The organism is Pseudoalteromonas sp. MEBiC 03607 (assembly GCF_004792295.1).
GTDB lineage: Bacteria > Pseudomonadota > Gammaproteobacteria > Enterobacterales > Alteromonadaceae > Pseudoalteromonas > Pseudoalteromonas lipolytica_C.
In genome coordinates, this window is record NZ_SRRY01000001.1 from 1,790,458 (window position 1) to 1,816,490 (window position 26,033).

Annotated in this window: 21 protein-coding genes and 1 other RNA gene; 12 read left to right on the forward strand and 10 right to left on the reverse strand. The window is 42.0% G+C overall.

What is annotated here, in order from left to right; genetic code table 11:
- The first annotated feature begins 1 nt into the window (after position 1).
- The 3 genes from fabZ to E5N72_RS08220 all read left to right on the forward strand — a co-directional run bounded on the left by fabZ (position 2) and on the right by E5N72_RS08220 (position 1,736).
- Positions 2–454: a 3-hydroxyacyl-ACP dehydratase FabZ gene (fabZ, locus tag E5N72_RS08210; RefSeq protein ID WP_135924015.1), complete on the forward strand. Its 453-nt coding sequence runs from the start codon at positions 2–4 to the stop codon at positions 452–454.
- A 2-nt stretch (positions 455–456) separates the two neighbouring features.
- Complete coding sequence (gene lpxA, locus E5N72_RS08215; protein ID WP_135924016.1) at positions 457–1,227, forward strand: acyl-ACP--UDP-N-acetylglucosamine O-acyltransferase; 771 nt, start codon at positions 457–459, stop codon at positions 1,225–1,227.
- Between the two features lie 140 nt (positions 1,228–1,367).
- Complete coding sequence (locus E5N72_RS08220; protein ID WP_135924017.1) at positions 1,368–1,736, forward strand: septal ring lytic transglycosylase RlpA family protein; 369 nt, start codon at positions 1,368–1,370, stop codon at positions 1,734–1,736.
- Here the strand turns inward: E5N72_RS08220 and cydC are convergent.
- Genes cydC through E5N72_RS08245 form a run of 5 tightly spaced genes read right to left on the reverse strand, consistent with a single transcriptional unit; the run spans position 1,733 to position 8,102 of the window.
- Entirely contained in the window at positions 1,733–3,472 is a 1,740-nt protein-coding gene (cydC, locus tag E5N72_RS08225) for a thiol reductant ABC exporter subunit CydC (RefSeq protein ID WP_135924018.1), read from the reverse strand. The two genes, E5N72_RS08220 and cydC, sit on opposite strands and share 4 nt — an antisense overlap.
- Complete coding sequence (gene cydD / locus E5N72_RS08230) at positions 3,465–5,225, reverse strand: thiol reductant ABC exporter subunit CydD (protein ID WP_135924019.1); 1,761 nt, start codon at positions 5,223–5,225, stop codon at positions 3,465–3,467. Before cydD ends, cydC begins: the two co-directional genes overlap by 8 nt.
- Complete coding sequence (gene cydX, locus E5N72_RS08235) at positions 5,215–5,367, reverse strand: cytochrome bd-I oxidase subunit CydX (RefSeq protein ID WP_036969707.1); 153 nt, start codon at positions 5,365–5,367, stop codon at positions 5,215–5,217. Before cydX ends, cydD begins: the two co-directional genes overlap by 11 nt.
- Positions 5,368–5,379: 12 nt before the next feature.
- Positions 5,380–6,519: a cytochrome d ubiquinol oxidase subunit II gene (gene cydB, locus E5N72_RS08240; protein ID WP_135924020.1), complete on the reverse strand. Its 1,140-nt coding sequence runs from the start codon at positions 6,517–6,519 to the stop codon at positions 5,380–5,382.
- Positions 6,516–8,102 carry a cytochrome ubiquinol oxidase subunit I gene (locus tag E5N72_RS08245; RefSeq protein WP_135924021.1) on the reverse strand — a complete coding sequence of 529 codons (1,587 nt, stop codon included), beginning with the start codon at positions 8,100–8,102 and terminating at the stop codon, positions 6,516–6,518. The genes cydB and E5N72_RS08245 overlap by 4 nt, the downstream gene beginning before the upstream one ends.
- Before the next feature lie 422 nt (positions 8,103–8,524).
- On the opposite strand from E5N72_RS08245, the gene lpxB reads away from it, so the two are divergent.
- The 6 genes from lpxB (at position 8,525) to E5N72_RS08275 (ending at position 16,480) form a co-directional block, all read left to right on the forward strand.
- Positions 8,525–9,682 carry a lipid-A-disaccharide synthase gene (lpxB, locus tag E5N72_RS08250; RefSeq protein ID WP_135924022.1) on the forward strand — a complete coding sequence of 386 codons (1,158 nt, stop codon included), beginning with the start codon at positions 8,525–8,527 and terminating at the stop codon, positions 9,680–9,682.
- Positions 9,672–10,277: a ribonuclease HII gene (gene rnhB, locus E5N72_RS08255; RefSeq protein WP_135924023.1), complete on the forward strand. Its 606-nt coding sequence runs from the start codon at positions 9,672–9,674 to the stop codon at positions 10,275–10,277. Before lpxB ends, rnhB begins: the two co-directional genes overlap by 11 nt.
- Positions 10,277–13,768 carry a DNA polymerase III subunit alpha gene (gene dnaE / locus E5N72_RS08260; RefSeq protein WP_135924024.1) on the forward strand — a complete coding sequence of 1,164 codons (3,492 nt, stop codon included), beginning with the start codon at positions 10,277–10,279 and terminating at the stop codon, positions 13,766–13,768. The genes rnhB and dnaE overlap by 1 nt, the downstream gene beginning before the upstream one ends.
- A 16-nt stretch (positions 13,769–13,784) precedes the next feature.
- Positions 13,785–14,741 carry an acetyl-CoA carboxylase carboxyl transferase subunit alpha gene (accA, locus tag E5N72_RS08265; protein ID WP_135924025.1) on the forward strand — a complete coding sequence of 319 codons (957 nt, stop codon included), beginning with the start codon at positions 13,785–13,787 and terminating at the stop codon, positions 14,739–14,741.
- Positions 14,742–14,832: 91 nt separating this feature from the next.
- Positions 14,833–16,143: a tRNA lysidine(34) synthetase TilS gene (gene tilS, locus E5N72_RS08270; RefSeq protein ID WP_135924026.1), complete on the forward strand. Its 1,311-nt coding sequence runs from the start codon at positions 14,833–14,835 to the stop codon at positions 16,141–16,143.
- Entirely contained in the window at positions 16,136–16,480 is a 345-nt protein-coding gene (locus tag E5N72_RS08275) for a hypothetical protein (protein WP_135924027.1), read from the forward strand. The genes tilS and E5N72_RS08275 overlap by 8 nt, the downstream gene beginning before the upstream one ends.
- Before the next feature lie 25 nt (positions 16,481–16,505).
- On the opposite strand, the gene E5N72_RS08280 is transcribed toward E5N72_RS08275, so the two are convergent.
- Positions 16,506–17,402: a GGDEF domain-containing protein gene (locus E5N72_RS08280; RefSeq protein ID WP_135924028.1), complete on the reverse strand. Its 897-nt coding sequence runs from the start codon at positions 17,400–17,402 to the stop codon at positions 16,506–16,508.
- 139 nt (positions 17,403–17,541) lie between these two features.
- On the opposite strand from E5N72_RS08280, the gene E5N72_RS08285 reads away from it, so the two are divergent.
- Positions 17,542–19,515 (forward strand): monovalent cation:proton antiporter family protein, encoded by a 1,974-nt coding sequence (locus E5N72_RS08285; protein ID WP_135924029.1) that lies wholly within the window; start codon positions 17,542–17,544, stop codon positions 19,513–19,515.
- On the opposite strand, the gene E5N72_RS08290 is transcribed toward E5N72_RS08285, so the two are convergent.
- Complete coding sequence (locus E5N72_RS08290) at positions 19,516–20,661, reverse strand: patatin-like phospholipase family protein (protein WP_135924030.1); 1,146 nt, start codon at positions 20,659–20,661, stop codon at positions 19,516–19,518.
- A gap of 130 nt (positions 20,662–20,791) precedes the next feature.
- Here E5N72_RS08290 and E5N72_RS08295 point away from each other — a divergent pair, with 130 nt between their 5' ends.
- Positions 20,792–21,655 (forward strand): DUF3014 domain-containing protein, encoded by an 864-nt coding sequence (locus E5N72_RS08295; RefSeq protein WP_135924031.1) that lies wholly within the window; start codon positions 20,792–20,794, stop codon positions 21,653–21,655.
- Between the two features lie 138 nt (positions 21,656–21,793).
- Positions 21,794–21,890: signal recognition particle sRNA small type (ffs, locus tag E5N72_RS08300), an RNA gene on the forward strand.
- A gap of 206 nt (positions 21,891–22,096) precedes the next feature.
- Here the strand turns inward: ffs and E5N72_RS08305 are convergent.
- From E5N72_RS08305 to E5N72_RS08315, 3 genes are all read right to left on the reverse strand, one after another.
- Positions 22,097–23,473 (reverse strand): alpha-amylase family glycosyl hydrolase, encoded by a 1,377-nt coding sequence (locus E5N72_RS08305; RefSeq protein WP_135924032.1) that lies wholly within the window; start codon positions 23,471–23,473, stop codon positions 22,097–22,099.
- A gap of 245 nt (positions 23,474–23,718) precedes the next feature.
- Positions 23,719–23,919, reverse strand: a complete 201-nt coding sequence (locus tag E5N72_RS08310) for a hypothetical protein (protein WP_135924033.1) — start codon at positions 23,917–23,919, stop codon at positions 23,719–23,721.
- Positions 23,920–24,149: 230 nt separating this feature from the next.
- Positions 24,150–25,934, reverse strand: a complete 1,785-nt coding sequence (locus E5N72_RS08315; RefSeq protein ID WP_135924034.1) for an ATP-binding protein — start codon at positions 25,932–25,934, stop codon at positions 24,150–24,152.
- Positions 25,935–26,033: the final 99 nt, after the last annotated feature.

Genomic DNA, 26,033 nt, shown 5'->3' on the forward strand with positions numbered 1-26,033 from the left:
TTTGGCAAATGAATTAAATAGTCTTGATATCCAAGATATCTTGAGTTTACTTCCGCATCGTTATCCGATGCTACTTGTTGACCGTGTATTAGATTACACGCCAGGCAAGTCGTTACATGCAATTAAAAATGTAACAGTGAACGAACCTATTTTTACGGGTCATTTCCCTAACCAACCAATTTTTCCTGGTGTGTTGATCCTAGAAGCAATGGCTCAAGCTACGGGCTTGTTAGGTTTTAAAACAGTTGAAAACCGTAGTGACAATGAACTGTATTTATTTGCTGCGATTGATAATGCACGATTCAAACAGCCGGTATTACCTGGCGATACCATGCATTTGCATGTAGAGTTTGTAAAAGAGCGCCGCAATATATGGAAGTTTGCAGCAGAAGCAAAAGTTGACGGCAAAGTGGTGTGTACTGCCGAAATCATGTGTGCGAGAAGAGAGTTTTAATAGTGATTCATCCTACGGCAATAATCGAACCAGGTGCAAAACTTGGCAAAAATGTGTCAGTTGGCCCTTATAGCTATATCGGAAACGATGTAACTATTGGTGACAACTGTATCATCGAATCTCATGTGGTTGTTAAAGGCCCATCGACGATTGGTTCTGGTAACCATATTTTTCAATTTGCATCGGTTGGTGAAGCTTGCCAAGACAAAAAATACGCGAATGAACCAACTACGCTGATCATGGGTGATAACAATGTGATCCGTGAGTGTGCAACAATTCACCGTGGTACTATCCAAGACCAAGGTGTGACAAAAATTGGTAGTAACAACTTATTTATGGCGTACACCCATGTTGCACATGATGCTGTAATTGGTGATAACGTTATATTTGCTAACAATGCCTCTGTTGCTGGTCACGTACACGTAGGTGACTGGGTTATTCTCGCGGGTAACTCTGGTGTTCATCAATTTTGTAAAATTGGTGCTCATGCCTTTGTAGGTATGTACTCTGGCGTAAATAAAGATGTACCACCATTTGTAACTACTATTGGCACGCCGGCTGGCCCTGTAGCAATCAATACTGAAGGCATGAAACGCCGAGGTTTTGAAAGTGATGAAGTTATGGCAACCCGTCGTGCATATAAAACGCTTTACCGTAAGAGTTTAGGTGTTGAAGAAGCTATCGCCGAGTTAACTGAAGATGCAGCAAAGTATCCTGCTGTTCAGCTGATGATAGACTTTGTGAAAAGCTCTGAGCGCGGCATTATTCGCTAATTATAAGTGATACACAAAAAGTCACCGTAAGGTGGCTTTTTTGTTTTTATACTAATTCGCTTAATTAGGTAAATCAGTATAGTTCAGGTTTCGCTAAGTAAGCGCTTGCTACCTTTATGGCAAAAAAAGGATTCAATAATATGAACAAACTTATCCTCTTTGCTTTATTAAGTTTAATTATAACTGGTTGTAGTACTGCGCCTTCGGTAACTAAGGGAACGATAGAAAAAGGCAAAGCCAGTTATTACGCTGATAAATATCATGGCCGAACTACTGCAAGTGGTGAGGTGTTTAATCAACAGGCATTGAGCGCGGCTCATCAAACACTTGGCTTTGGTAGCAAAGTAAAAGTCACTAATATTGCTAATAATAAAAGCGTGATTGTGACCATTAATGACCGCGGCCCATTTATCCGCGGTCGTATTATTGATTTATCAAAAAAGGCGTTTTCACAAATCGCATCAACAAAGCAAGGTGTGATTGACGTTACCGTTGAGCAGCTAGATTAAAAGCGGGTAATAAGCTCTACGTAGTCAGCTTCATTAGCAACTAATTCAGCATGACTTGCAAGGGCTCTCACTTGTCCTTGTTCTAACCAAATAACTTTATCAACACGACTTAGCATTGCTGGGTCGTGAGTAATGGTTAGCATGGTTTTATCTGCCCATATTTTCTCAAGCGTAGTCAGCAAGTTTTGCTTAGTGTGGTTATCTAGACTCTCTGTTGGCTCATCAAGAATGATTAAATTACCTTGCCTTAATAGAGCTTGGGCAATGGCAACACGACGTGACTGACCATGAGATAGCTTTCTGCCTGCGGTGCCTAAACGAGTGTTTAGCCCATCTTTTAAATTGCTTAACCATGAGCCAAGTTCAGCTTGTTCACAGGCTTCAATGAGCATTTCATCAGTCGCATCAAAAGCTGCATAGCGAAGATTCTCCCGAAGCGTGCCATCAAAAATATGATGCTGCTGAGCCACGATAGTCATGCATTTGAAGCGCTGCTGATGACTAAGCTTGCTTAGCTCAAAAGTATTTTCTTTAGTGGTTAGTTCAAGCGTGCCTGATTGGATAGGCCAAAGCCCTGTTAGTAAGTTAACCAGAGTGGTTTTGCCACTGCCGCTGGCACCAACTAGAGCTAATTTACTGCCTGAAGCAATTGATAAGTTAATTTCATTCAGTGCGTTACTGGTTGCGCCTTGGTATCGGTAATTAACATTTTTGAACTCAAGGCCAAGAGCACTGTGTGGTATTGCATATGCTTGCTTCTGTTCATTATGCTCTTCGAGTTTGTCTTCAAGTGTAAATAGTCGCTGTGCTGCGCTTAAAGCATTTGGTAATTCTATAAACGCACTTGGCAAAGTTAGTACAGTTTCAAAGCTGGCTAATACAAATAACGCGAGCATAGCTAGTTCAACGTTTTTCATAGTAGCTGTTGCGACCAGTGGAATTATCATAAATACACTGGCAAGCATGGTGAGTTGGATCACCAAAGTGCTTAAGCCATTACTGTTTGCTATGGCTTTGTGTCGATTATATAGCAAGCTGTTGTATTGCTTACTGAGTGAATCACAATGGGCAAGCTGCGCGGCGTGTGCTTGATATACTGCAAGCTCTCTGGCACCTGATAGTGTATCAGCAAGCTCAGATCTTAACTCTGCTGAAAGCTGTGTTTCAGCATGTGCTTGTTGGCGAAGTTTATGGCTCAATAGAGCCGGAAGTAACACGCCAATAATCATTAATGAAATAAAGCATAGCAATGCAACATCAGCGTTATACATTGCCATGAATGCCATTACGATAGGAATACTGATAAGAGCGACGATAATTGGCAGCAGCACATTTAGGTAAAACTTATCTAACGCATCAACATCGTTTTGTAGGCGGTTGAACAAGTCGCTACTACGAGTCATTGCTAAGTCAACGTTGTTGAGTTGGCTAAGAGTCTTGAACATTTTTACGCGAATTTCGCTCAGTAACAAAAAGGTAGCGTTATGAGTTATCATTCGCTCGCCGTAACGAGACGCTGTGCGCACGATAGCTAAAAAGCGGATCACCCCTGCAGGGGTAAAGTAGTTCATCTGCACACCGGCAATACCCGCCGCTGCCATGGCTGCTAAAAACCAGCCCGAGATGGCGAGTAAACCGACATTTGCAAGTACCGTTAAGCTTGCTAAAAAAGCCCCCAAAAGCAGCATGCTTGCATGAGGTTTGCAAAGTTTTAATAAACGTATGAAGTTATGCATGGGCTTCACCTTGGCTCACAAGCTTAGCAAATAGGCCTGCTTGTTCGGTGAGTTGCTGATAATGACCAGACTCAACAATTTGACCTTGTTGCATAACGTAAATGGTGTCGGCATGTTTAACTGTATTCAGTCGGTGAGCAATAACCAGCACTAAATGATCTTTTGCATAATCTCGGATTGCTTGGTTGATTAAATGCTCTGTTTGGCTGTCTAAGTGAGCTGTAGGCTCATCAAGCATTAGCACAGGGGCATTTTTTAAAAATGCACGGGCAAGGGCAATACGCTGCTTTTGCCCCCCTGAGAGGCCTTCTCCTTGTTCACCAAGCTGTGTATCAAAGCCATTAGGTAGGGCGTTTATAAACTCAAGCGCACCAGCTTTATTAGCCGCTTCCTCAAGTTCAGCTTGGCTTGCATCTGGTTTTGCTAATCGTAGGTTATCTGCAACGGTTCGATAAAATAATGTGGCTTGTTGTGGGATCCACGCAAGCTGTGCTTGCCAATCAGCTAAGGCGGTATCGCTCAGTGGCTGTCCGTTAATGTGAATGGCATTGTTGACTTGATGATGAAAACCCAATAGACAATCAAACAAAGTACTTTTACCCGAGCCGCTTTCACCTACAAAGGCAACTAAGCCTGTGCTTGGCAGGCTTAAGTTGATATCAGTCACCCCTTCGTTTGTCTCAGGGTAGTGAAAAGTAAGCGCATTCAGCTGTATGTCTTTTATCGGTAACTCAAGTTTAGAGGTACCCAAATGTTCATCGGCGTCGCTTTGATTGATTATATCGACCATATCAGCAGCGGCGCTGATCCCTTCGAGTTTTGCATGATAATGAGTGCCCATTTGCCGAAGTGGTAAGTAAAACTCAGGGGCCAGTAATAGCACCACAAAACCGGTCGCAAAATCGAGCGTACCAAAAAATAATCTAAAGCCAATGATCACAGCAACAAGGGCAACACTAATGGTGGCTAAAAACTCAAGAGCGAAAGATGATAAAAAGGCGACTTTCAGCACCCCCATGGTTGCACCACGGTAATCATCAGATATCTGACTTATGCTATTTAGCTCACGCTTGGTTGCATTAAAAAGCTTAAGTTGAGTCAGTCCTTGTAATCGGTCAAAAAAGTAATTGCCAAGTACCGCTAGCTGTTGCCAGCGTTCTTGGTTTAACTGCTCCGCTTTATGGCCCACTAAAATCATAAAAAAGGGGATAAGTGGCGCTGTTAAAAGGAATATGAGGCCTGCTTTGTAATCGGTTGGAAAAATTACGACCAATATGGCTAATGGAATAAGCGCACTGTAAGCCACACTTGGAATGTAGTTGGCGTAATATTGATGCAGTGCTTCAACCCCATTATGTAAGGTGTTAAGTGTTGCGCCGTGACCTTTTTGTTCAGTGTATGCTGGTCCAAGTTTGCTGAGCTTTTCTAGCAATGTATTACGCATCACGTTTTTTATTTTTAACGCGGCAAGGTTACTCACCCGTTCACTTAGCGCAACCAACAAAGCACGAACTAAAATGAGCCCCGCAAGAGGCCATAACAATGGGCTTACGGCTTGCAAGTTTGCTTGTTCAAACATAACTTGATGAACCGCGTTCGCAAGAAGGTAACAAGAGGCAATCATTAACAGGGCATTGAGTGTGCCCAGACTAATGCTTAATTTAAGAAGCCCTGAAGCGGACTGGCTATACTGCTTTAAAAAAGCGCGCAGCGTTTGCTGCTGCGCGCGATTTGGTCGGGGTTTAGTTGTCATCGTTGTTTTTGAGTCTCGCGTATAGCTCTAGCTCATCATCAGCGATTGAATCTTTATGTTGGTGAAATTCGTACCACATTACGTTGATCACCCCCAGTGTACAGGCTAATAGAACACCTAAAATCCAGGCAAAATACCACATATTTTAATCTCCTTAATAGCTACCGTGAGTGTTGTTTTCAATTTCACTGATGGTTACTTTGCGCCACATCTTCACATAACACCATGTTGTGTAGATAAGAATAAGTGGTACAAAAATAACTGCAGCAATAAACATCACGTTAAGTGTCATATGGCTCGAAACCGCATCCCACATGGTTAAACTAATATTAGGGTTGTTGCTCGAAGGCATAACAAACGGGAACATTGACATACCCGCAGTGAGTATCACGCCAGCAAGCATTAGGCTTGAAGCGATCAGTGCCATCGCTGGTTTTTGTAATTTAGATAACACTATTGCCAGTGCCGCCATAACGAATGCAAGGGCAGGGAACAGCATGGTTAATGGCATTTTTGTATAGTTATCAAGCCATGCCCCCGGTGCTTGCGTTACTGTTTTAGCCAGTGGGTTGGCATAGCCTTGAGTATCGCCCATGCTGACGATTGTATAACCATCAAGTTGAGATACCCACACACCTGCTAAAGCAAACAATACAATAAACGCCATCAGTGCATATCGGCCATATTGTGCTGAGCGTTTTGCAACCTCCGCATCAGTTCGAAGTTGTAGCCACATACCAGCGTGGCCAACGAGCATAAGTACACTCACAAGGCCTGCAACAATGGCAAATGGATTTAATAGCGCGAAGAATGAGCCTTGGTAGCTAACACGCAGTAGGTCATCAATGTGATAAGGCACACCTTGTAGCAAGTTACCAAATGCCACACCAAATACTAGAGCCGGAATAAAACTACCTGCAAATAGGCCCCAATCCCAGTTATTACGCCAGCGCGGTGAATCTATTTTTGAGCGGTAATCAAAGCCAAGTGGTCTGAAAAATAGCGCAAATAATACCAGCATCATGGCAAAGTAAAAGCCAGAGAACGCAGCCGCGTAGACCATAGGCCAGGCTGCAAAAAGCGCCCCCCCAGCAGTGATGAACCAAACTTGGTTACCATCCCAGTGAGCACCAATGGTGTTAATAACCGTTCGGCGTTCAACATCGGTTTTACCCACTAGGCGAAGCAAAATTGCCACACCCATGTCCATACCATCGGTCACTGCAAAGCCAATCAGTAATACACCAATTAACAGCCACCAAATTAGTTTAAGAGTTTCGTAATCAAAAATCATGATTGAGCTCCTTGGCTTGCAAGACTATCTGCTTTGACAAGTTCATGGTGATATTTACCAGTATGAAGCGAGCTTGGCCCTTGTTTTATAAAGCGCAGCATCAGCCAACCTTCAACCGCAGCAAGACCTGTGTAGAATACTAAGAAACCAGTAATACTAATCAATAGGTCATTGACCGTCAGTGATGAGGTTGCCAAGAAGGTCGGTAAAATTTCCGAAATTGCCCAAGGTTGACGGCCGTATTCAGCAACAATCCAACCAAACTCAATAGCAATCCAAGGCAGTGGAATACTCCATACCGCAGCCCACAATAACCAACGCTTTTGCTCAATAATTCGGTGTGCGTTGTAATAAAAAGATAAGACAAATACGCCAAGCATGATCACACCACAACCAACCATGATCCTAAATGACCAGAACATTGGGCCCACTTGAGGGATTGAATCTTTCACTGCTTTTTGAATGTGCTCTTCTGTTGCATCAACCACGTTAGGCGTATAGCGCTTAAGTAGCAAACCATAGCCTAAATCAGCTTTTAAGGTATCGAATTTTGCAATGTTTTCAGGAGTGTCTTCACCGCTGCGAAGCTTTTCTAAGTATTCGTATGCAATCATGCCATTACGAATACGCTTTTCATGCTGCTCTTCAAGGTCTTTAATGCCCGTTACTTGCTCGTCAATTGAGCGAGTAGCAATAATACCCAGTGCGTAGGGGATTTTTACAGCGGCGTGAGTGACTTGCTCTTCTGAGTCAGGAATACCGACTAGCGTAAATGCGGCAGGGGCTTCTTCGGTGTGCCACTCAGCTTCAATGGTTGCGAGTTTTACTTTTTGTACCTCGCCAACTTCGTAGCCAGATTCATCACCCAGTAAAATCACACACAAAATTGACGCTAAACCAAACCCTGATGCGACCGAAAATGAGCGTTTGGCAAAAGCAAGGTCACGACCTTTTAAGATGTACCAACTACTAATACCCAGTACAAACATAGATGCTGCAACATAACCTGCTGATACAGTATGAATAAACTTAACTTGTGCAACAGGGTTAAATACTAGTTCAGCAAAGCTGGTCATTTCCATACGCATGGTTTGGTAATTAAATTCAGCACCTACCGGATTTTGCATCCAACCATTTGCGACTAAAATCCATAGTGCAGATAAATTAGTCCCTAATGCCATTAAGAAGGTTGCACCTAGATGCTGACGTTTACTCAAACGCTCCCAGCCTAAAAAGAACATACCCACAAAAGTTGACTCTAAAAAGAAAGCCATTAAGCCTTCAATGGCCAGTGGTGCGCCAAAAATATCGCCCACATAGTGAGAGTAATAAGACCAATTGGTACCAAACTCAAACTCCATAGTTAGACCCGTGGCCACACCAATCGCAAAGTTGATACCAAACAATTTCCCCCAGAACTTAGTCATATCACGATAAATTTCGCGACCAGTCATCACGTAAACGGATTCCATGATCACCAAAATCCACGTCATACCTAAGGTAAGTGGAACAAATAGGAAGTGAAATAGGGCAGTGATTGCAAATTGCAATCGCGATAGATCCACAAATGTTTCATCTATCATCGTTTAGCTCCTTGTTAGCGGGTGCGGTAGACACGACAAAAATCTGTCATAAAGTTTCAGTAATTATTGAAACTTTGTGAATTCTAACCTTGTATCCATTTTAGTCAATAGAAAAGTACGAAAAAAAGACAGACAGCCTCTGTATATCTTTTCTACAGGTTAGAGATAATGCTCTACACTTTCAAATATTTAATCGTTATAAAAAGCTCATTTACTATGGCTTACTTAGTTAATTTTTATTATTTTTAAGAATCTGACTAATTATCTACCGCTACTTTGAGCGGTAAACTGTGTATAAAGAATCGACGACTTTTTAGCGTAATTTCGATTTCTAGTATTTATTAACTCTGTGACATTTATCCGACTGCTAAAACACGGTAAACTCATTTTCATTAGTGCCAAAAGTTGCGAATTATCAACGAATGAAAGAACAAACAAAGCCGTTACGTATTGCCTTGGTGGCAGGTGAGTTATCAGGTGATATTTTAGGTGAAGGGTTAATAAAAGCACTTAAACGCCGTTTTCCTGATGCTATTTTTGAGGGGATTGCGGGCCCGCGTATGCAAGCGGCTGGTTGCAATACATTATTCGATATGGACGAATTATCAGTGATGGGCCTAGTCGAAGTGCTAGGCCGATTACCGCGCCTACTCAAAATACGCAAACAATTGGTGCAGCATTTTATCGACAACCCACCGGATGTATTTATTGGCATTGATGCGCCTGATTTTAATTTACGTGTTGAAAAACCGTTAAAAGATGCAGGTATCAAAACGATTCAATATGTCAGCCCGTCAGTGTGGGCGTGGCGCGAAAAACGTATACATAAAATCAGTGCGGCTACCAATTTAGTATTGGCACTATTACCATTTGAAAAAGCCTTTTACGATAAGCACGATGTACCTTGTACATTTGTGGGTCACACATTAGCTGATGATATTGCGCTTGAGCATGACCAAACCGAAGCGCGTAATCAGCTTGGTTTATCACAAACAGATAAAGTACTTGCTTTGTTACCAGGTAGCCGGGGTTCTGAAGTAGGGCTTTTAAGCGAAACCTATATTCAAACAGCAGCGAAATTACAGGCGCAAAATCCTGATCTTAAAATTGTAGTGCCGTTAGTCAATGAAAAACGAAAAGCACAGTTTTGTGAGATTTTAGAAAGAACAGCCCCTGATTTAACACTGCAATTATTGGATGGTCAATCAAACCTTGCAATGCAAGCTGCTGATGCCATTTTGCTTGCCTCAGGTACCGCAACGCTTGAAGGCATGCTGTATAAAAAGCCGATGGTCGTGGGCTACAAAATTAAGCCACTGAGTTATTGGATTTTTAAAACACTATTCACTTTTAACATTAAATATTTTTCGTTGCCTAATTTATTAGCCGATGAAGAACTTGTTCCAGAATACTTACAAACTGAGTGTAATGTTGAAAACTTATCAGCTGCGCTAACACCTATGTTGAATACGGATAACAGCGAATTAAAAGCGCGCTTTTTAGCTATTCATAAAGACATAAGATTAAATGCCAACGAACAAGCTGCAGCTGCAGTCGCGGAGTTACTAAATGCAAATTGAACGACCGAATGTTAATTATATAGCAGGTGTAGATGAAGTTGGCCGTGGCCCATTAGTGGGTGATGTTGTTACCGCTGCGGTAATACTTGATCCGAATAAGCCAATAGCAGGTTTAGCTGATTCTAAAAAGTTATCAGATAAAAAACGCCAATTATTAGCGATAGAAATAAAAGAAAAAGCTCTGTGCTATGCCATTGGCCGTTGCAGCCCAACTGAAATTGACGAGTTAAATATTCTACATGCCACTATGCTTGCAATGAGCCGTGCGGTTGAAGGCTTAAGTGTAAAGCCTGAGTTTGTTTTTATTGATGGTAATCGTGTGCCTAGCCAGTTAACTGTGCCAGCACAGGCGGTAGTAAAAGGTGATAGCCTCGTTGAAGAGATTTCTGCGGCATCTATTTTAGCGAAAGTTGCCCGTGACGAAGAAATGATTGAGCTTGATAAGCGTTATCCTGACTATGGCTTTGCAGGTCATAAAGGCTATCCAACTAAAGCGCACTTTGCGGCACTCGAACAATACGGGGCAATTGCAGAGCATCGTAAGAGCTTTAAACCTGTTCAGCGCATTTTGGCGTTGAAAGGAGAGCAATTGTAATGCCTGCGCCGCAATTTGTTCACTTACGTGTTCACTCAGATTTCTCAATGGTGGACGGCCTTGCTAAAACCAAGCCGATTGTAGCTAAAGCAGAAGAGTTGCAAATGCCAGCGCTGGCAATCACTGACCAGATGAACTTATGTGGTTTGGTGCGATTTTATGGTGCGGCGCATGGCGCTGGGATTAAGCCTATAGTTGGTGCTGACTTTTGGTTAAGAAGCCCTGAGTTTGAAGATGAACCAAGTCGCATTACCATCTTAGCGAAAGATAACGAAGGCTATAAAAACCTTACCTTATTGATCTCTAAAGCGTACCAGCGCGGGCATTTATTTCATCGCCCTGTGGTTGATCGCGAATGGTTGGTAGAGAATAAAAATGGCCTGATTTTATTATCAGGCGCTAAAGATGGCGACTTAGGCAAAGCCCTACTAAAAGGCAACCCTGGTCTTATTGAGTCTGTGGTTAGCTTTTATAAGCAGCACTTTAGCGATCATTATTATATTGAGCTTATTCGTACTGAACGCCCCCTAGAAGAAGATTATCTGCATCTGGCTGTTGAGCTTGCCGCAAAAGAGCAGTTACCTGTGGTAGCAACGAATGAAGTGGTGTTTTTAAAACCAGAAAATTTTGAAGCCCACGAAATCCGAGTGGCAATCCATGACGGTTATACCCTAGAAGATAAACGCAGACCAAAACGTTTTTCTGAGCAGCAATATCTAAAAACAGCGGAGCAAATGGCTGAGCTATTTAGCGATATTCCAGAAGCGTTAGAAAACACCGTAGAAATTGCCAAGCGCTGTAATGTAACCGTGCAGCTAGGAACTTACTTCTTACCTGATTACCCAACCGGTTCACTGAAAATTGAAGACTTCTTGGTTAAAGTCTCTGAAGATGGTCTTGAAGAGCGTTTACAGTTTTTATTCCCCGATGAGCAAGAGCGCAAAGAAAAACGGGGTGAGTATGATGAGCGTCTGAAAATAGAGCTCGACGTAATCAACCAAATGGGTTTCCCGGGTTACTTCTTGATCGTAATGGAGTTCATTCAGTGGAGTAAAGATAATAATATTCCAGTAGGTCCAGGACGTGGTTCGGGTGCCGGTTCATTGGTTGCTTACGCACTAAAAATCACCGACCTCGATCCACTCGAATTTGACTTACTATTCGAACGTTTCTTGAACCCTGAACGTATTTCAATGCCCGATTTCGACGTCGACTTCTGTATGGATAGGCGCGATGAGGTAATTGACCACGTAGCGGCGCTTTATGGCCGTGACGCGGTATCTCAGATCATCACCTTTGGTACCATGGCTGCAAAAGCGGTTATCCGTGACGTAGGCCGTGTACTTGGTCACCCTTACGGCTTTGTTGATCGTATTTCAAAATTAGTACCGGGCGATCCGGGCATGACCTTGGCTAAAGCGTTTGATGTTGAGCCGCGTTTACAAGAAGCCTACGACGGTGATGAAGAGGTAAAAGAGCTTATCGATATGTGTCGCATCCTCGAAGGGTGTACACGTAACGCCGGTAAACACGCTGGTGGTGTTGTAATATCACCAACCACTATCACTGACTTTGCGGCCCTTTATTGTGATGATGAAGGTAAATTCCCGGTTACTCAATTTGATAAAAACGACGTTGAGACGGCGGGCTTAGTTAAGTTTGACTTCTTAGGTTTAAGAACGCTTACCATCTTGCAGTGGGCGCTTGATATGACCAATGAGCGCTTAGCCCGCGAGGGTAAAGAGCCGGTTGATATTAACGCCATTCCACTTGATGACAAGCCAAGTATTGAGTTATTGCTACGCGCCGAAACCACCGCGGTATTCCAGCTCGAATCTCGTGGTATGAAAGATCTTATTCGTCGTCTAAAGCCCGACTGCTTCGAAGATATGATCGCACTGGTGGCACTGTTCCGCCCAGGTCCATTGCAATCAGGCATGGTAGATAACTTTATCGACCGTAAGCACGGCCGAGAAGAAATATCTTACCCAGACGTTCAGTGGCAACATGAAAGCCTAAAGCCTATTCTTGAGCCGACCTACGGTATCATTCTTTATCAAGAACAAGTAATGCAAATTGCGCAGGTACTTGCCGGTTATACCCTTGGTGGCGCTGACATGCTGCGTCGTGCAATGGGTAAGAAAAAGCCTGAAGAGATGGCAAAGCAACGTTCGACTTTTGAAGAAGGCGCTATAAATAATGGCGTTGACGGCGAACTTGCAATGAAAATCTTCGACTTGGTAGAGAAATTCGCGGGTTATGGTTTTAACAAATCGCACTCTGCTGCTTATGCACTGGTGTCGTATCAAACACTGTGGATGAAGACCCATTATCCAGCTGAGTTTATGGCGGCAGTAATGTCGGCGGATATGGATAACACCGATAAAATTGTTACCTTGGTTGATGAATGTGAAAACATGAAACTGACCTTGTTACCGCCTGATGTAAATGCCGGTGAGTACAAGTTTACTGTTAATCTAAAAGGTGAGATTGTTTATGGCATTGGTGCCATTAAAGGCGTGGGTGAAGCACCGGTTGAAGCTATTTTAGAAGCTCGAAGTGAAGGCGGCCCGTTTAAAGACTTATTTGATTTTTGTGCCAGAGTTGACTTAAAACGCTTAAACAAGCGCGTGGTCGAAAAACTTATCTATGCAGGCGCACTTGATCAACTTGGCCCAGATAAAACCCAGCCAGGTCGTGCGACCTTATTAGCGAGCTTAAAAGATGCCATGCGAGCGGCAGATCAACATCATAAAGCAGAGTCATTAGGGCAAGCAGATTTGTTTGGTTTATTGGCTACTGAACCAGACGAAGTTGAACAGGCGTTTATCAAAGCGACAGACTTAACTGATAAGCAATGGCTAGACGGTGAAAAAGATACCTTAGGGCTTTACTTAACTGGCCATCCAATTAACCAGTACCGTAAAGAACTAAAGCATTACACCTCGGGAAGGCTAGTAGACTTGCAGCCCACAAATCGTGATGTGCAGTCAACAGCGGCTGGCCTTGTTATCAATGCCCGAACCTTGATAAATAAAAAGGGAAATCGTTGGGGTCTTATAACTTTAGATGACAAGAGTGCCCGTATTGATGTACGCTTATTCCCAGAACAGTTTGAAATGTACCAAGATATGCTGCAAGTTAACAATATCTTGGTAATATCCGGACAGGTCAGCTTTGATAACTTCTCTGGTGGCATTACAATGACTGCTAGAGACATATGCACCATTGCCGAAGCGCGAGAAAAACGTATAAAAGCGATTAAAATGACGCTGAATATGGTGCAGATCGAGGCAAACTTCTTCGATAATTTACAAAAAGTACTTGAACCTTATAAGTTTGGTACATGTCCTATTAAAGTATTCTATCAACGTCCGGATGCGTTGGCTGAGATTACCTTAGGGACTGAATGGTGTGTTACGCCTAGTGATGACTTAATTCATAAGTTGTCATTGATGGCGGCGCAAGATGTAGAACTAGAATTTAATTAATTAGGTAGTTTAGAGCATGAGCCTCAATTATCTTGATTTTGAGCTTCCAATCGCAGAATTAGAAGCAAAAATTGAAGAATTACAAAATGTAAGCCGCGCTGGCGAATTAGACCTTGGATTAGAAGAGGAAGTCAGTCGATTAAAAGAAAAAAGTGCTGAAATGAAAGAGAAAATTTTCTCTGAATTAGGTGCTTGGCAGGTTTCTCAGTTAGCCCGTCATCCGTTGCGTCCTTATACTCGTGATTACATCGAGCGCATTTTCACGGAATTTGACGAACTAGCAGGCGACCGTACCTTCGCTAACGACCCAGCTATATTAGGTGGTATTGCACGTTTTGAAGGTCAACCTGTAATGGTTATCGGCCAACAAAAAGGTCGTGACACGGCTGAAAAAATCAAACGCAACTTTGGTATGCCAAAGCCAGAAGGTTACCGTAAAGCATTACGCTTAATGGAAATGGCTGAGCGCTTTAAAATGCCAATTATGACATTTATCGACACACCAGGGGCATACCCAGGTGTTGGTGCTGAAGAGCGTGGTCAAAGTGAGGCTATCGCACGCAATCTTAAAGTAATGGCTGCGTTAAAAGTACCAACGATCTGTACTGTAATTGGTGAAGGTGGTTCAGGTGGTGCACTTGCAATTGGTGTGGGTGACCGCGTTAACATGTTGCAATACAGCACTTACTCTGTGATCTCGCCAGAAGGTTGTGCATCAATCTTATGGAAAAGCGCAGATAAAGCACCATTAGCTGCAGAAGCAATGGGTGTAACCGCAGCGCGCGTTAAAGAGCTTGATTTAATCAACAATGTGATTGAAGAGCCTTTAGGTGGTGCGCACCGCAATTACGATGCGATGGCACGTAATCTTAAAAACCAACTTAAACGCGACCTAGCTGAATTACAAGGCCTTTCACTTGATGAAATGCTTGATCAGCGTTACAAACGTTTAATGTCGTTTGGTTATTGCTAAACACTGCTTAAAATTGAAAAAAGCCGCTTTTGCGGCTTTTTTTGTTTTATAATGCTGATAACACAGACGCTTGTATACTCATTGGTTTTTAATGCAAACATCAGATTTATATCACCATTTTTTAGCTCAATTACGGCCGTTGCTGAACGCTGAACACAGCTGCTTTAGTGTTGCCTTATCAGGCGGTGTTGACTCTGTTGTGTTGTTACATTTAATGAACCAAGTTCAAAAGCAGCTCCCAGAGCTTAAGCTTGAAGCTGTGTATGTTAATCATGGTTTGAGTAAGTATGCCGATGAGTGGCAAGGATTTTGTAAGTCACTATGTGAAGAGCTCGGTGTAGCATTTAAAGCGGTGCGCGTTGAAATCCAAGAGCGCTCGCGCACTTCACTCGAGGCACAAGCGCGAGAGGCAAGATACCAAGCTCTTGACGAAAACTGCGTGGCAGGCAGTGTAATACTGCTTGGTCAGCACTTAAATGACCAACTCGAAACCTTCTTGTTGCGGCTTAAACGCGGCTCAGGCCTGCAAGGCTTAGCATCAATGCCACAAACGCGGTTATTAGCGTCTGGGCGAGTATGTTTTAGACCGCTGATTAATATCACACGTGAGCAAATTGAACAGTTTGCCATTAAATTTGCCATTACCCATATCACTGATGATTCAAATGTTGATGAGCGCTTTGACCGCAATTTTTTACGTCATCAAGTTTTGCCTATTTTAATGGATCGTTTTCAAGGGTTTGAAAAAAGTGCAGCGCGCAGTATTCGGCTGTTACAACAACAGCAATCGCTGCTCGATGAATATACGCAAAGTGACCTTGCACACTGCCAAAATTCACAGGGTGGTTTAAGCTGTGTTGCAATTGCGGAGTTTAGTAAGCCCAGACAAGCAAATCTTGTGCGTGCGTGGCTAAATCAGTTTACCCATCAACTACCTTCAGAAAATCAGCTACAGCAAATTATTGAGCAAGGTTTAACGGCACAAGCAGATGCGCAGCTAAAAATTTGTTTGCAAAGCGGCGATGTTCGTCGTCATCAGCAACATTGGTACTTTGTGACTGAGCAGGCAATACCACAGGCAATGGATATTAACTTACAGCCTATAGAGCTCACTGATGGCCGTAAACTTATCGTTAAGCAGGGGAAGGGCATCAGAAAGCCTTTAAAAAATGAGCAAGTAAGCGTTGAATTTAATAAGCCGCAAGCACGTATAAAACCCTTAAAAAAGCCTGGCTCAAACACCTTAAAACATTGGTTTAAAGATGCCAAAGTGGCCCCTTGGTTACGTGCGCAAACACCACTTATTTTTTATAACGATCAACTCGTGCAAGTAGTGGGCTATTTCACTAGCGCTGAGCACAGTGTTGATGAAGGAATTTTTTGGGAGATATTCTATGAGTGAACAACCACATGTTGGTTTATCACTAGTTAATAAGGCACCACTAGGTTTGGTGTTGTCACTGTTAGTTGCTGTTATTGCTGGTTTTGTTTATACAGACTTGAGCTTACTGACACTACTTTATGCCTTAGCTGGCGGCCTGTTGTGTTCAGTATTGCTACTAGGATATTGGTCAGGTAAAGGTGGTATATTCTTTATTTTAGGCGTACTTACGCCATTGGCCTTAGTGATGGTATCACCCCTTACCACCATGGCTGCATTGCTCTACTTGTTAAGCGGCTTTTTTGCTGGCTTTTGGCTGGTATTACTTTGCTATAAGTTTAAAGTTAAAAAAGCCTAGCGGGGGATGCTAGGCTTTCTGTTAATTAAAAAGCTCTGGCGCAGTTTCTTCCTGCTGCTTTAGCTTTGTACAGACCTTTATCTGCACGGGCAAATACATCATTTTCGCAATCTTGGTTAGTTGCTAAAGTATAACCAATACTTGAAGTTACGCGGTATTGTGTCATCAAGTTAGACTTTTTCACCAGCCGCATAATTCGTTCTGCAACTACTTTGTTAGTTGTGAATTCTGGGTCGTCAATTAATAGTGCAAACTCGTCGCCACCAAAGCGAAAAATTGAGTCTGTTCCTCTAACACTACTGCATAGTACTTCTGAGAACTCTTGTAAAACATCATCACCAATTTTATGACCGAAACTATCGTTCACTTGTTTGAAATTATCTAAATCAAGCAACATTAGGCTAAATGGTCGGTTTTGGCGACGACAACGTTCAAGCTTTTGCGCCAAACTGTCATTAAATTGACTTCGGTTATTTAAGCCTGTTAGGGCATCTTTCGTTGCCAAACGTAATACGCGGTTATACATAATGGCATTACGAAGTGGATAAACCAGCGCACTGTGTAACTGTTCTAATTTAGCTTCTATGCCTTTACCCATTGGGAATTGGCTAAAGTAAATTAATTGCCCTAAACGCTCACTTTCGATATCTAAATCAAAAGAGTAAGGCGTTTGAGATGTATCACTCCCTGCACTCTGAGACACGCCGAGTGAAGACTGGAACTGTAATCCCGATAAATTAATCAGTTGTTTTGCATGATTAGCAAAAATCGTCAGTATATTCTCAATTGAAAGTGTGGTTTGCAGCTTAGCAATTAAGTCATGTGGATTATTTGTTTCATTTATTCGGTAATGCTCTGCCGAAAACGGCAGAAATTCGCCTCGCGCAGACACTCGCTGCGTCAAAATATGGACATTTTCCATTAAAATTCTCCCCCCGGAGTGTTTAGTTACTCCTACTTAGCGAGATTTGTGCCACTTTTTTAAACTGGCTGAAAAACAAATGGTTGCTATAGTTAAAGAAGGCTACAGCTTTATCATCAAGTAGAAGGGAGTTTATTGCTTGCAAAATGTGCTGATTCAAGTGTTTGGCTTGCTAGTTGCTGCCGTATTATTTGTTTGGTTCTTCAAACGAATTGGTTTACCACCTATTCTTGCGTACCTGGCAACTGGGGTGTTGGCGGGGAGTCACGGTATTGGCTGGATGGCGCAAAGCCATGAAATGCACTTTGTGGCTGAGCTAGGTATTGTGTTTTTATTATTTAGTTTAGGTCTAGAGTTTTCGTTACCCCGTTTAAGGGCTATGCGTAATATCGTATTCGGCCTTGGCTCATTACAAGTGGTTGTCACCAGCATTGTGTTTATGCTGATTTTGTTGCTGCTTGATTACAGCTTACTAAATAGTTTTACTATTGCCAGCTTAATGGCGCTATCTTCAACCGCAGTGGTTGTAAAGCTACTTAAAGAATCTGGAGAGCTTAACCAACGACGAGGCCAACTTGCCATTGGCGTATTGCTATTCCAAGACATCGCGGTTGTGCCATTACTTATTGTTTATCCACTGCTAGCACAAAGCGGCTCAGAGGAAATTGTAGGCGCATTGGCGTTTGCACTCACTAAAGGCGCATTGGTTTGTGTTTTACTCTTTGCTATAGGTAAGTGGATACTCCCCAAGGTATTTAGCGAAATCGCCTTGGTAAGAACCGATGAGCTATTTATGTTAACCACGCTATTGGTTGCATTATTCGCAGCTGGGCTTACATACTTGTTTGGCTTATCAATGGCATTAGGCGCTTTTTTAGCAGGGATGATGTTAGGAGAAAGTCATTACCGTCACCAGCTAGAGGCGGATATTCGGCCATTTCGCGATATTTTAATGGGGCTGTTCTTTGTCACAGTCGGTATGCAGCTTGATGTACTTTATGTGCTTAGTAGTTGGTATTGGATCATCACTGTACTGGTTGGCTTGTTGCTCTTTAAAATAGCGGTGTTATCGATTGCTGCTCAAGTAATGGGTGAGCGTAAGCAAGATGCTGTTTCTGCGGGGATCATGCTTTGGCAAATGGGGGAGTTTGGTTTTGTACTTATTGCCCTTGCTTCGCAGCACCTTTTAATCAGTGCAGAGCAAGCATCGTTTTTAATTGCAGTAGGGGTGCTATCGATGGCACTCACGCCTTATCTTATCGAAAAAACACCGTTAATTATTAAAAAACTCGGCCTTTTAAGTCAAACCGGGCAACATTGGCAGCAACCCGCTGCGAGTAGTCCGTTGTACCATAACCATGTTGTGATCTGTGGGTTTTCACGGGTTGGACAAACCATCGCGCGGTTTTTAAAGCCCGAGGCAATTGAGTACGTAGCAGTAGAGAGTAATCCAATCTTATTGCAAGAAGCAAAAGCCGCTGGCGAGCCTGTTATATTTGGTCATGTAAATCAAAAAGATATTTTAAAGTCAGCTGGGGTAGAGCGAGCAAGGCTAGTGATCATTACCTTTACCGACTTTGAGCAAACACAAATAGTGGTTGATGCCATCAAGCAAATCGCGCCCAAGGTCAAGATTCTTGTGCGTATGCGTGATGATAGTGAACTCGAAACACTAAAAGAACTGGGTGTGACAGAAGTGGTGCCCGAAACCCTTGAGGCAAGCTTGATGCTAGTTTCTCATGTTCTTTATATGTCTGGAGTGCCTATGACTCGCATTATCCGCAGAGTAAGTAAAGAACGTCGTAACCGTTACCAATTTTTAAATGGCTTTTTTACCGGCGACAAGCTCGATGGAGAGGAAGCAAGTTCAGACCGCTTAGAATATTTGCATGTTATTGCTTTACCCGAGCGAGCTTATGCTGTGAACCAAAAAATCAGCGAATTAAAACTTGAACAGCGCCGTGTATCTGTAAGGGCACTTCGTAGGCAAGACCGTGAAATTGACGCTCCATCATCGCAAACTATTTTACTGGCTGGCGACATTTTAGTGCTACAAGGTAAACCGCGCCGAGTAGAGCGAGTAGAGCGGTTTTTGCTGGATGGTTTGGAGTAGCTAATCCAGCTCTAAGAATTTACGAATTTCAGGGAGTTTATTAAGGCCATCTTGGTAGCCAATCTCGATGAGCTTTTGTGTGTAACGCTTCTCAAACAGTAAGTAGCTGGTTAAGCTTGATTGCGAGCGTTTTTTTACCCCGATAAGACGTAATAACACTTTAATCGCCATTGGCATATCGTCATAAAACTGTGCGGCAATTACATTAAAGTTCTGTGAGGGGTTAATCACGCAGGTTTCGATTTGCTTTAATTCTTGATGTTTGTCGCGAGCAGGTAACAGGCTCAAGGTTCGGTTGATACGTTGTAAACGCTCTAAATCAGACTGCAAGGTATCGGTAAATACACTGTCGAGTAAGTGACCCGCAATATTTGAAAGTCCTGGATAGTGTGGTTGATAGCCCGGAGGATGTGGTGCTTTTGGTTCGTCTACACCAATGATAAAAATTTTCTCAGCGCCTAAATGCACAGAAGGGCTCAAGGGCGATAGCTGGTGGATTGAGCCATCACCAAAATAATGGTTATGTACATTCACACTTGGAAAAACCATAGGAATGGCACTTGATGCCATTAAATGCTCTACATTTATACGTGTTGCTTGTCCCTCGCGCTTCGCTCGGCGCCAAGGCTTTTGAGTAAGCGACTGAAAAAACGCCACAGAGTCACCCGTGGTATAACTAGAAGCAGTAATAGACACAGCATCTAAATAATTTTTATGCAGATTTCGCTCAATACGTGATAAATCGAGTATTTCATTGAGCAGTTTTCTCAGCGGCTTGTTGTTCAATAAGCTCGCTGGTGGGTGGTTTATATGCTCTGACTGGAAGCTTGTTAGCATATTGCGCAGAATATGCAGAAAAACGCTGATGAAGTCGCTTTTATAAACTTGCGAAGTAGAAAAGTTCTTCCATACCCATTCTAGTTTTTTGCTCGCTAAATGAGCACAAGAAGCATAACATGCTAATGCAGCGGAATTAATTGCGCCTGCTGATGTCCCATTAATTATAGTAAACGGTAAAGGGGCAGTACGCGGCATGCTTTGAGTAACTGCTTTTAGCACGCCCACTTGATAAGCAGCACGAGCGCCACCACCTGTAAGGAGTAAGGCGACTTTTGAATGCTGTGTTTTTTTTAACTTAGTACCCATATTTGCATTTAACTAGTTGTGCGTCTTTACTTTATTTATCAACTGTAAGTCTTTAAGCTAGAAGAAGCAAAGTTTAGCTCGCGAGTTACGTTAATTTTCGTCTTTTTGTTTGTTTTTAAAGGGAGTGTGTATGTCTGAGCATTCGTCAGAGCCTACAGTTAAATCAGGTTCATCAAATAATAATCTTATTTTTGCGGTTGTTATATTAATTATTATCGCCGGTGTTGCGGCGTTTATTTTATTGAAACCAGAAGAGCAGCCAGTGCAAGTTGTTGAAGACATTGTCACTGAAGAAGTGCCTGTGGTTGAGTATCAAAACCCTGAGCCTGAACCTGAAACCTCAGAGCCAGAACCAGAGCCAGTTGTGGTTGAAACGGCTCCAGAGCGAACCCCAGAGCCAGTACCAGAGGTAGAGCCACTGCCTACGCTCAATGAAAGCGATGAAGTGGTTGTAGCACGTATGGATGAGTTATTAAGCGATCAAGTGATGAGCTTAATGGTGACCGATGACCTTATTCGTCGCGGTGTTGTGTATGTTGATAATATCGCCAAAGGTAAAGTGGCATTAAGCCATGCGCCTGTTGAGCGCCCTAAAGAGTCATTTAAAGTGATTGAAGGGGATATTTTAACAATCGATCCAAATAGCTATGAGCGTTACACCCCTTACGTAAAACTATTTACTAGTTTAAGTGCTGCACAAGTTATACGTATGTATGACGAATACAAACCGCTGATTAACGAAGCTTATGCTGAAATTGGCTACGAAGGTGATGCATTCACTGGCACGCTAGAAGAGGCGATTGACGTTCTGCTTGATACACCAGAACCAAAAGGTGAAATGCCGTTAGTACGTAACTCAGTTACTTATCAATATGCTTATTCTGAGTGGGAAAATTTACCTGATGCGCAAAAACAATTGCTGCGTATGGGTCCAGAGAACATGAAAAAAGTAAAAGCAGCTCTGCGCAACATTAAAGCTGAGCTTGAAAAGTAATTAACGAAAATCACTTATTTACTGTGCGATTGTATACTAAGCATGCAATCGCACTTTCTTTTTCGAATACCCCTTGAATAACAGGCTAAAACTAGAGATAATCCCTCCCGCGCCGAACGAGGCTCTCAATGGTAGTCTTATTGGTCCTCTCGCAACACTAGCAGGTGAATCTGGTCAGGCCCGGAAGGGAGCAGCCACAGCGTGTGACGTGTGTGCCGAGATGTGGCTGGTAAGACTGCCACCCAAAATCTTCTTTGGGTGACTTTCTTCATACTTATCTCTTTTTTAAACACGCTTTCGATACCCGCTTTAATTTTCTATTAAATTACACCGATTTATTAGCTGGTATGAATGATGCCTTCTTTCTTACAATTTACTTTAGAACCTAGAACCTAGAACCTAGAACCTAGAACCTAGAACCTAGAACCTAGGCTCTTAAAACTATTTCACAAACACTCTAAATCCCCACGCCGGAATTGTGAGTTCTGTTGTTTCAGTAAATTCTATTAGCTGTTTTGAAAAAGCATCAGTGTACTTACCTAAATATAATGGCTCTTCAAAACTGACTGTTTTTGGTTCTTTCGAGAAATTAAATACGGCAAATACTTTATCGTTGCCTTTTGCGCGAACAAAGCTAAGTACTGTTTTTGGTGCAGTGTTTGGTACATGTACCATGCGTCCACCAAATTGGCCATTCCATAGTGCTTCATTATTATGTTTGAGTTCAAACAGTGACTGATACAAGTCACCAATAGGGTGCTTTTGCCATTTTATAGGGTCACGTTCGAAAAATTCGAGTCGTTTATCGTTGCCTGCTTCTTGGCCGTTGTAAATCATCGGGAAGCCTTCGCCAACTACAGACAGCGCAATGACAGATTCAAGCGCCTCACCGTAATGTTCAAACATGGTACCTTCCCAAGCATTGGTGTCATGGTTGGCAACACCTACAAGGCGGTAAGCTTCAGCTGGGAATGCGCTTTCATTCCATGAATAATAAATAAATAGGGCGCTGACATCTGCATGACCATTTACAATTTTGCGCATGTGTTCAGACCATGACCAAGCGTATGTCATGTCAAAGGCTTCGGCATGTAAATCGCGCGATTCCCATTCAGCAAGCATTAAAACAGGCTTTATGTCATCAAGCTCACGGCGTACATTGTTCCAAAAGTCTACGGGTACAAAGCCTGCTACATCACAACGATAGCCATCAATACCGACTTCTTTTACCCAGTATTTCATCGACTCTGTCATGTACTCACGAAGCGCTGGTTTTGAATAATCAAAGTCGATAATGTCAGACCAATCCCACCAAGGCGTCGGTCTAAATTGGCCTTGATAGTCTCTATCGTACCAATCGGGGTGTTCATATCTAAGCCAGTTATCCCATGCGCTGTGGTTTGCTACCCAATCTAAAATAACGTACATGCCCATGTCATGTGCTTTATTCACAAAGGCTTTAAGATCATCTAGTGTGCCAAATTCAGGGTTTACTTTTCGGTAGTCTTTTACTGAGTAGGGGCTGCCTAAACTGCCTTTGCGATTTTCTTCACCAATAGGGTGAATTGGCATTAACCAAATAACATCGACACCTAATTTCTTTAAGCGCGGCAGTTGTTGCTGTGCGGCATTAAAAGTGCCTTCTTTAGTAAACTGGCGAGTATTTAGCTGATACATCACTGCATTTTTTGACCATGCCGGATGCGTTATCTTTACATAGGGTTTTGGTTGGTAGGCACTATTTGTTGTTTGAGTACACGCCGAAGCGAGTAAACAAAGTATGAATATAAGTAAGCACTTTTTTGTAATATGAGTCATTTTAAGGCCTTGTTGTCTAGTTTTATATGCTGATTGAAAAATCAGCAGGTGTCCTTACTATAGCCTTCGCGTTTAGCTGCAACAATAAAGTGCATACGTATTCACTTTGTGTTTACATAATCGATTAAGTTGATTCTTGCTATTTCGCTGAGAATAAGCAACTAATAAAGTACTTAAATGATTAAATGAATGTGTTGAACAAAAGCCACTGCTAACAACCAAATAGTCAGTGGCTTGGTCCGCTTTTAAGCGGATAGTTGAAAAGTTGATTTGCTGGGATCCCAGCTAATGAGTTGGTTGATTTCAAGCTCTTTTAAAACGGTTAGCAATTCGGATTCACTTAAACAACAGCCTTGTTTTAGCTTATCAAGTGAAATCGCTTTGTCACGGCTATGAAACTTAGAGGCCAACATAATACGGTATATTAGTTTAGACTTACGGTTCATAACGCACCCCTCCACATTTTAATTTTGATAGCAGCGGTTGCTACTAATTGGTTTTATAATTAGGTTCAATGTGTACCGATGATTAATGACTATGGGCGATCTTTTTTTGTAAGTCAATCGTTATGTAAAGGTTAAATAAGTGTTTTGGAGTGGGCTGTTCATTTGCCATTTTTTTGAAAATCTATAGCTTATTGAAATAGCAAAATAAGCTGTGAATTTTGATGAAAACTTTAATCTAAGCCTTCATTTTGGTTAATTTCGAGTACATCATTAATCGTGTTAAACAGCAGGTGTTTTTCAATAGGCTTACCAACGTGACCGTTAAAGCCGCAGTTCATATACTCGATAATATTTTCTTTCATTACATTGGCAGTAAGAGCGATAATAGGAACTGCTTCGTTAACTCTTCGTATATGAGCACACGCTTCAATGCCCCCCATATTTGGCATTTGTATGTCCATAAGTACTAGCCTAGGATTGAGCTTATTAAATAACTCTATAGCTTGTTTACCATCTTGTGCGAAGTGTAGTTCAGCATTGGTTTCTCCTAGCATTGATTTAATAATCATGGTGTTTAAAGGGTTATCCTCTGCTATTAACACCGTCTGATTTGTTAAGTCAGGTACTTTAATGTGAGTAATTGTTTCATCAATATGAGCTTTTTGAGATAGCTTAAGTGGTAAATACACTGTAAAACGGGTGCCCTTACCAAGTTCACTTTTTACATCAATACTACCACCCATGCGGTTTATTAAATTAACTGTAATCGACATGCCAAGACCTGTACCTCCAAAGCGCCTGGTAATGCTGTTATCGGCTTGCTGAAATCGATTGAAAAGATGAGACAGTCCTTCTTTGCTCATGCCAATACCCGTGTCGATAACATCTAATTCTATTCCCTCGCGCTGAGCAGCTTTTTTGACAATAACTTTTACACCTCCTTGTTCAGTGAATTTAACTGCATTAGATACTAGGTTTAACAGTATTTGCCTTATGCGTACCGGATCGCCAATCCATAAATCCTCTATATCATCACTAACTTCAATTTTTAAATAGATAGATTTTTCATTACAGACAGGCAAAAAATCAGAATTAATTGACTCAACGACCCGCGAGAGAGAGAAGTCTATTCGTTCAACTGATAGCTCGTTCGCCTCCATTTTAGAAAAGTCTAAAATATCGTTGATGATGGTAAGTAGTGATCGACAAGAAAACAGCGCCTTAGCAACAACTTCTATATTGTTCGGTTTTTGAATGTTTGGCTGCAAGATTTGTAATAGCCCCATAATACCGTTTAAAGGGGTGCGGATTTCATGACTCATGTTAGCTAAAAACTCTGATTTTATTCGTGTGCCTTCTAAAGCACGCTCGGTGAGTTCAATCTGTTGTTTATAAGAGTTTGAAAGCTTTCTAAAGTAAACAAGCAATATGCTGGCAAGCAAGATGATGGTTAAAATGTGTACGATGTAAGCGAGTTGAAAGTTGTTATTGATAGCAAGGCTTTTGTCCTTCAGTATCGTACTTATGTATGTTTCGAATTCTGAAAGAGCCTTTAAGGCCGCAGCATCATCCACTTTAGCCACTAAATCGATTTGCTCACTTGTAGCGCCTTCAGCAATCATTTTTATTGCAATGTTGAGTTTAGCTTCATACTCACTAACTGTTTTTGTAACGTCAGTAAGCGCTGTTTGATCGTATTCTTCTATTGCGCTGAGTTTGGATAGTAAGTCTTTTATTGCGGCAAGTTCATTTTTAATTTTGGGAAGGTAAAGCTCAGTGTTTTTTCTTAGCACCAAGTTTTTAAAATGATGAATAAAACCACCATAACCTAGTTTTTGAATAAGCTTGTCGTGAAGGACATAAACATTTGCTGCTGTTTCAGAATAATCATGCCATTGCGAGTCGACATTTTTATAAGAGAATAAAGAAGTAAAAGTAAGCAATATGACTAATGCAATCACGATAGATGCATTCATTTTTAACTTTTTTTTAGTTTGCAGCAGCGCTTTTGTCATTAGATTAATGCATCTATCCCATTATTATTTTAAGCATAGCAGCATTTTTTTTGTTCACATAAGAATGGACTAAAGTCAGAATGGCTTTTTATGTGAATA

Bases quoted from the DNA above. Each gene is read 5' to 3' on its own strand.
- E5N72_RS08220 (WP_135924017.1), top strand. From the start codon at position 1,368: ATGAACAAACTTATCCTCTTTGCTTTATTAAGTTTAATTATAACTGGT.
- cydC (WP_135924018.1), bottom strand. From the start codon at position 3,472: ATGCATAACTTCATACGTTTATTAAAACTTTGCAAACCTCATGCAAGC.
- cydD (WP_135924019.1), bottom strand. From the start codon at position 5,225: ATGACAACTAAACCCCGACCAAATCGCGCGCAGCAGCAAACGCTGCGC.
- cydX (WP_036969707.1), bottom strand. From the start codon at position 5,367: ATGTGGTATTTTGCCTGGATTTTAGGTGTTCTATTAGCCTGTACACTG.
- cydB (WP_135924020.1), bottom strand. From the start codon at position 6,519: ATGATTTTTGATTACGAAACTCTTAAACTAATTTGGTGGCTGTTAATT.
- E5N72_RS08245 (WP_135924021.1), bottom strand. From the start codon at position 8,102: ATGATAGATGAAACATTTGTGGATCTATCGCGATTGCAATTTGCAATC.
- lpxB (WP_135924022.1), top strand. From the start codon at position 8,525: ATGAAAGAACAAACAAAGCCGTTACGTATTGCCTTGGTGGCAGGTGAG.
- rnhB (WP_135924023.1), top strand. From the start codon at position 9,672: ATGCAAATTGAACGACCGAATGTTAATTATATAGCAGGTGTAGATGAA.
- dnaE (WP_135924024.1), top strand. From the start codon at position 10,277: ATGCCTGCGCCGCAATTTGTTCACTTACGTGTTCACTCAGATTTCTCA.
- accA (WP_135924025.1), top strand. From the start codon at position 13,785: ATGAGCCTCAATTATCTTGATTTTGAGCTTCCAATCGCAGAATTAGAA.
- tilS (WP_135924026.1), top strand. From the start codon at position 14,833: ATGCAAACATCAGATTTATATCACCATTTTTTAGCTCAATTACGGCCG.
- E5N72_RS08275 (WP_135924027.1), top strand. From the start codon at position 16,136: ATGAGTGAACAACCACATGTTGGTTTATCACTAGTTAATAAGGCACCA.
- E5N72_RS08280 (WP_135924028.1), bottom strand. From the start codon at position 17,402: ATGGAAAATGTCCATATTTTGACGCAGCGAGTGTCTGCGCGAGGCGAA.
- E5N72_RS08290 (WP_135924030.1), bottom strand. From the start codon at position 20,661: ATGGGTACTAAGTTAAAAAAAACACAGCATTCAAAAGTCGCCTTACTC.
- E5N72_RS08295 (WP_135924031.1), top strand. From the start codon at position 20,792: ATGTCTGAGCATTCGTCAGAGCCTACAGTTAAATCAGGTTCATCAAAT.
- E5N72_RS08305 (WP_135924032.1), bottom strand. From the start codon at position 23,473: ATGACTCATATTACAAAAAAGTGCTTACTTATATTCATACTTTGTTTA.
- E5N72_RS08310 (WP_135924033.1), bottom strand. From the start codon at position 23,919: ATGAACCGTAAGTCTAAACTAATATACCGTATTATGTTGGCCTCTAAG.
- E5N72_RS08315 (WP_135924034.1), bottom strand. From the start codon at position 25,934: ATGACAAAAGCGCTGCTGCAAACTAAAAAAAAGTTAAAAATGAATGCA.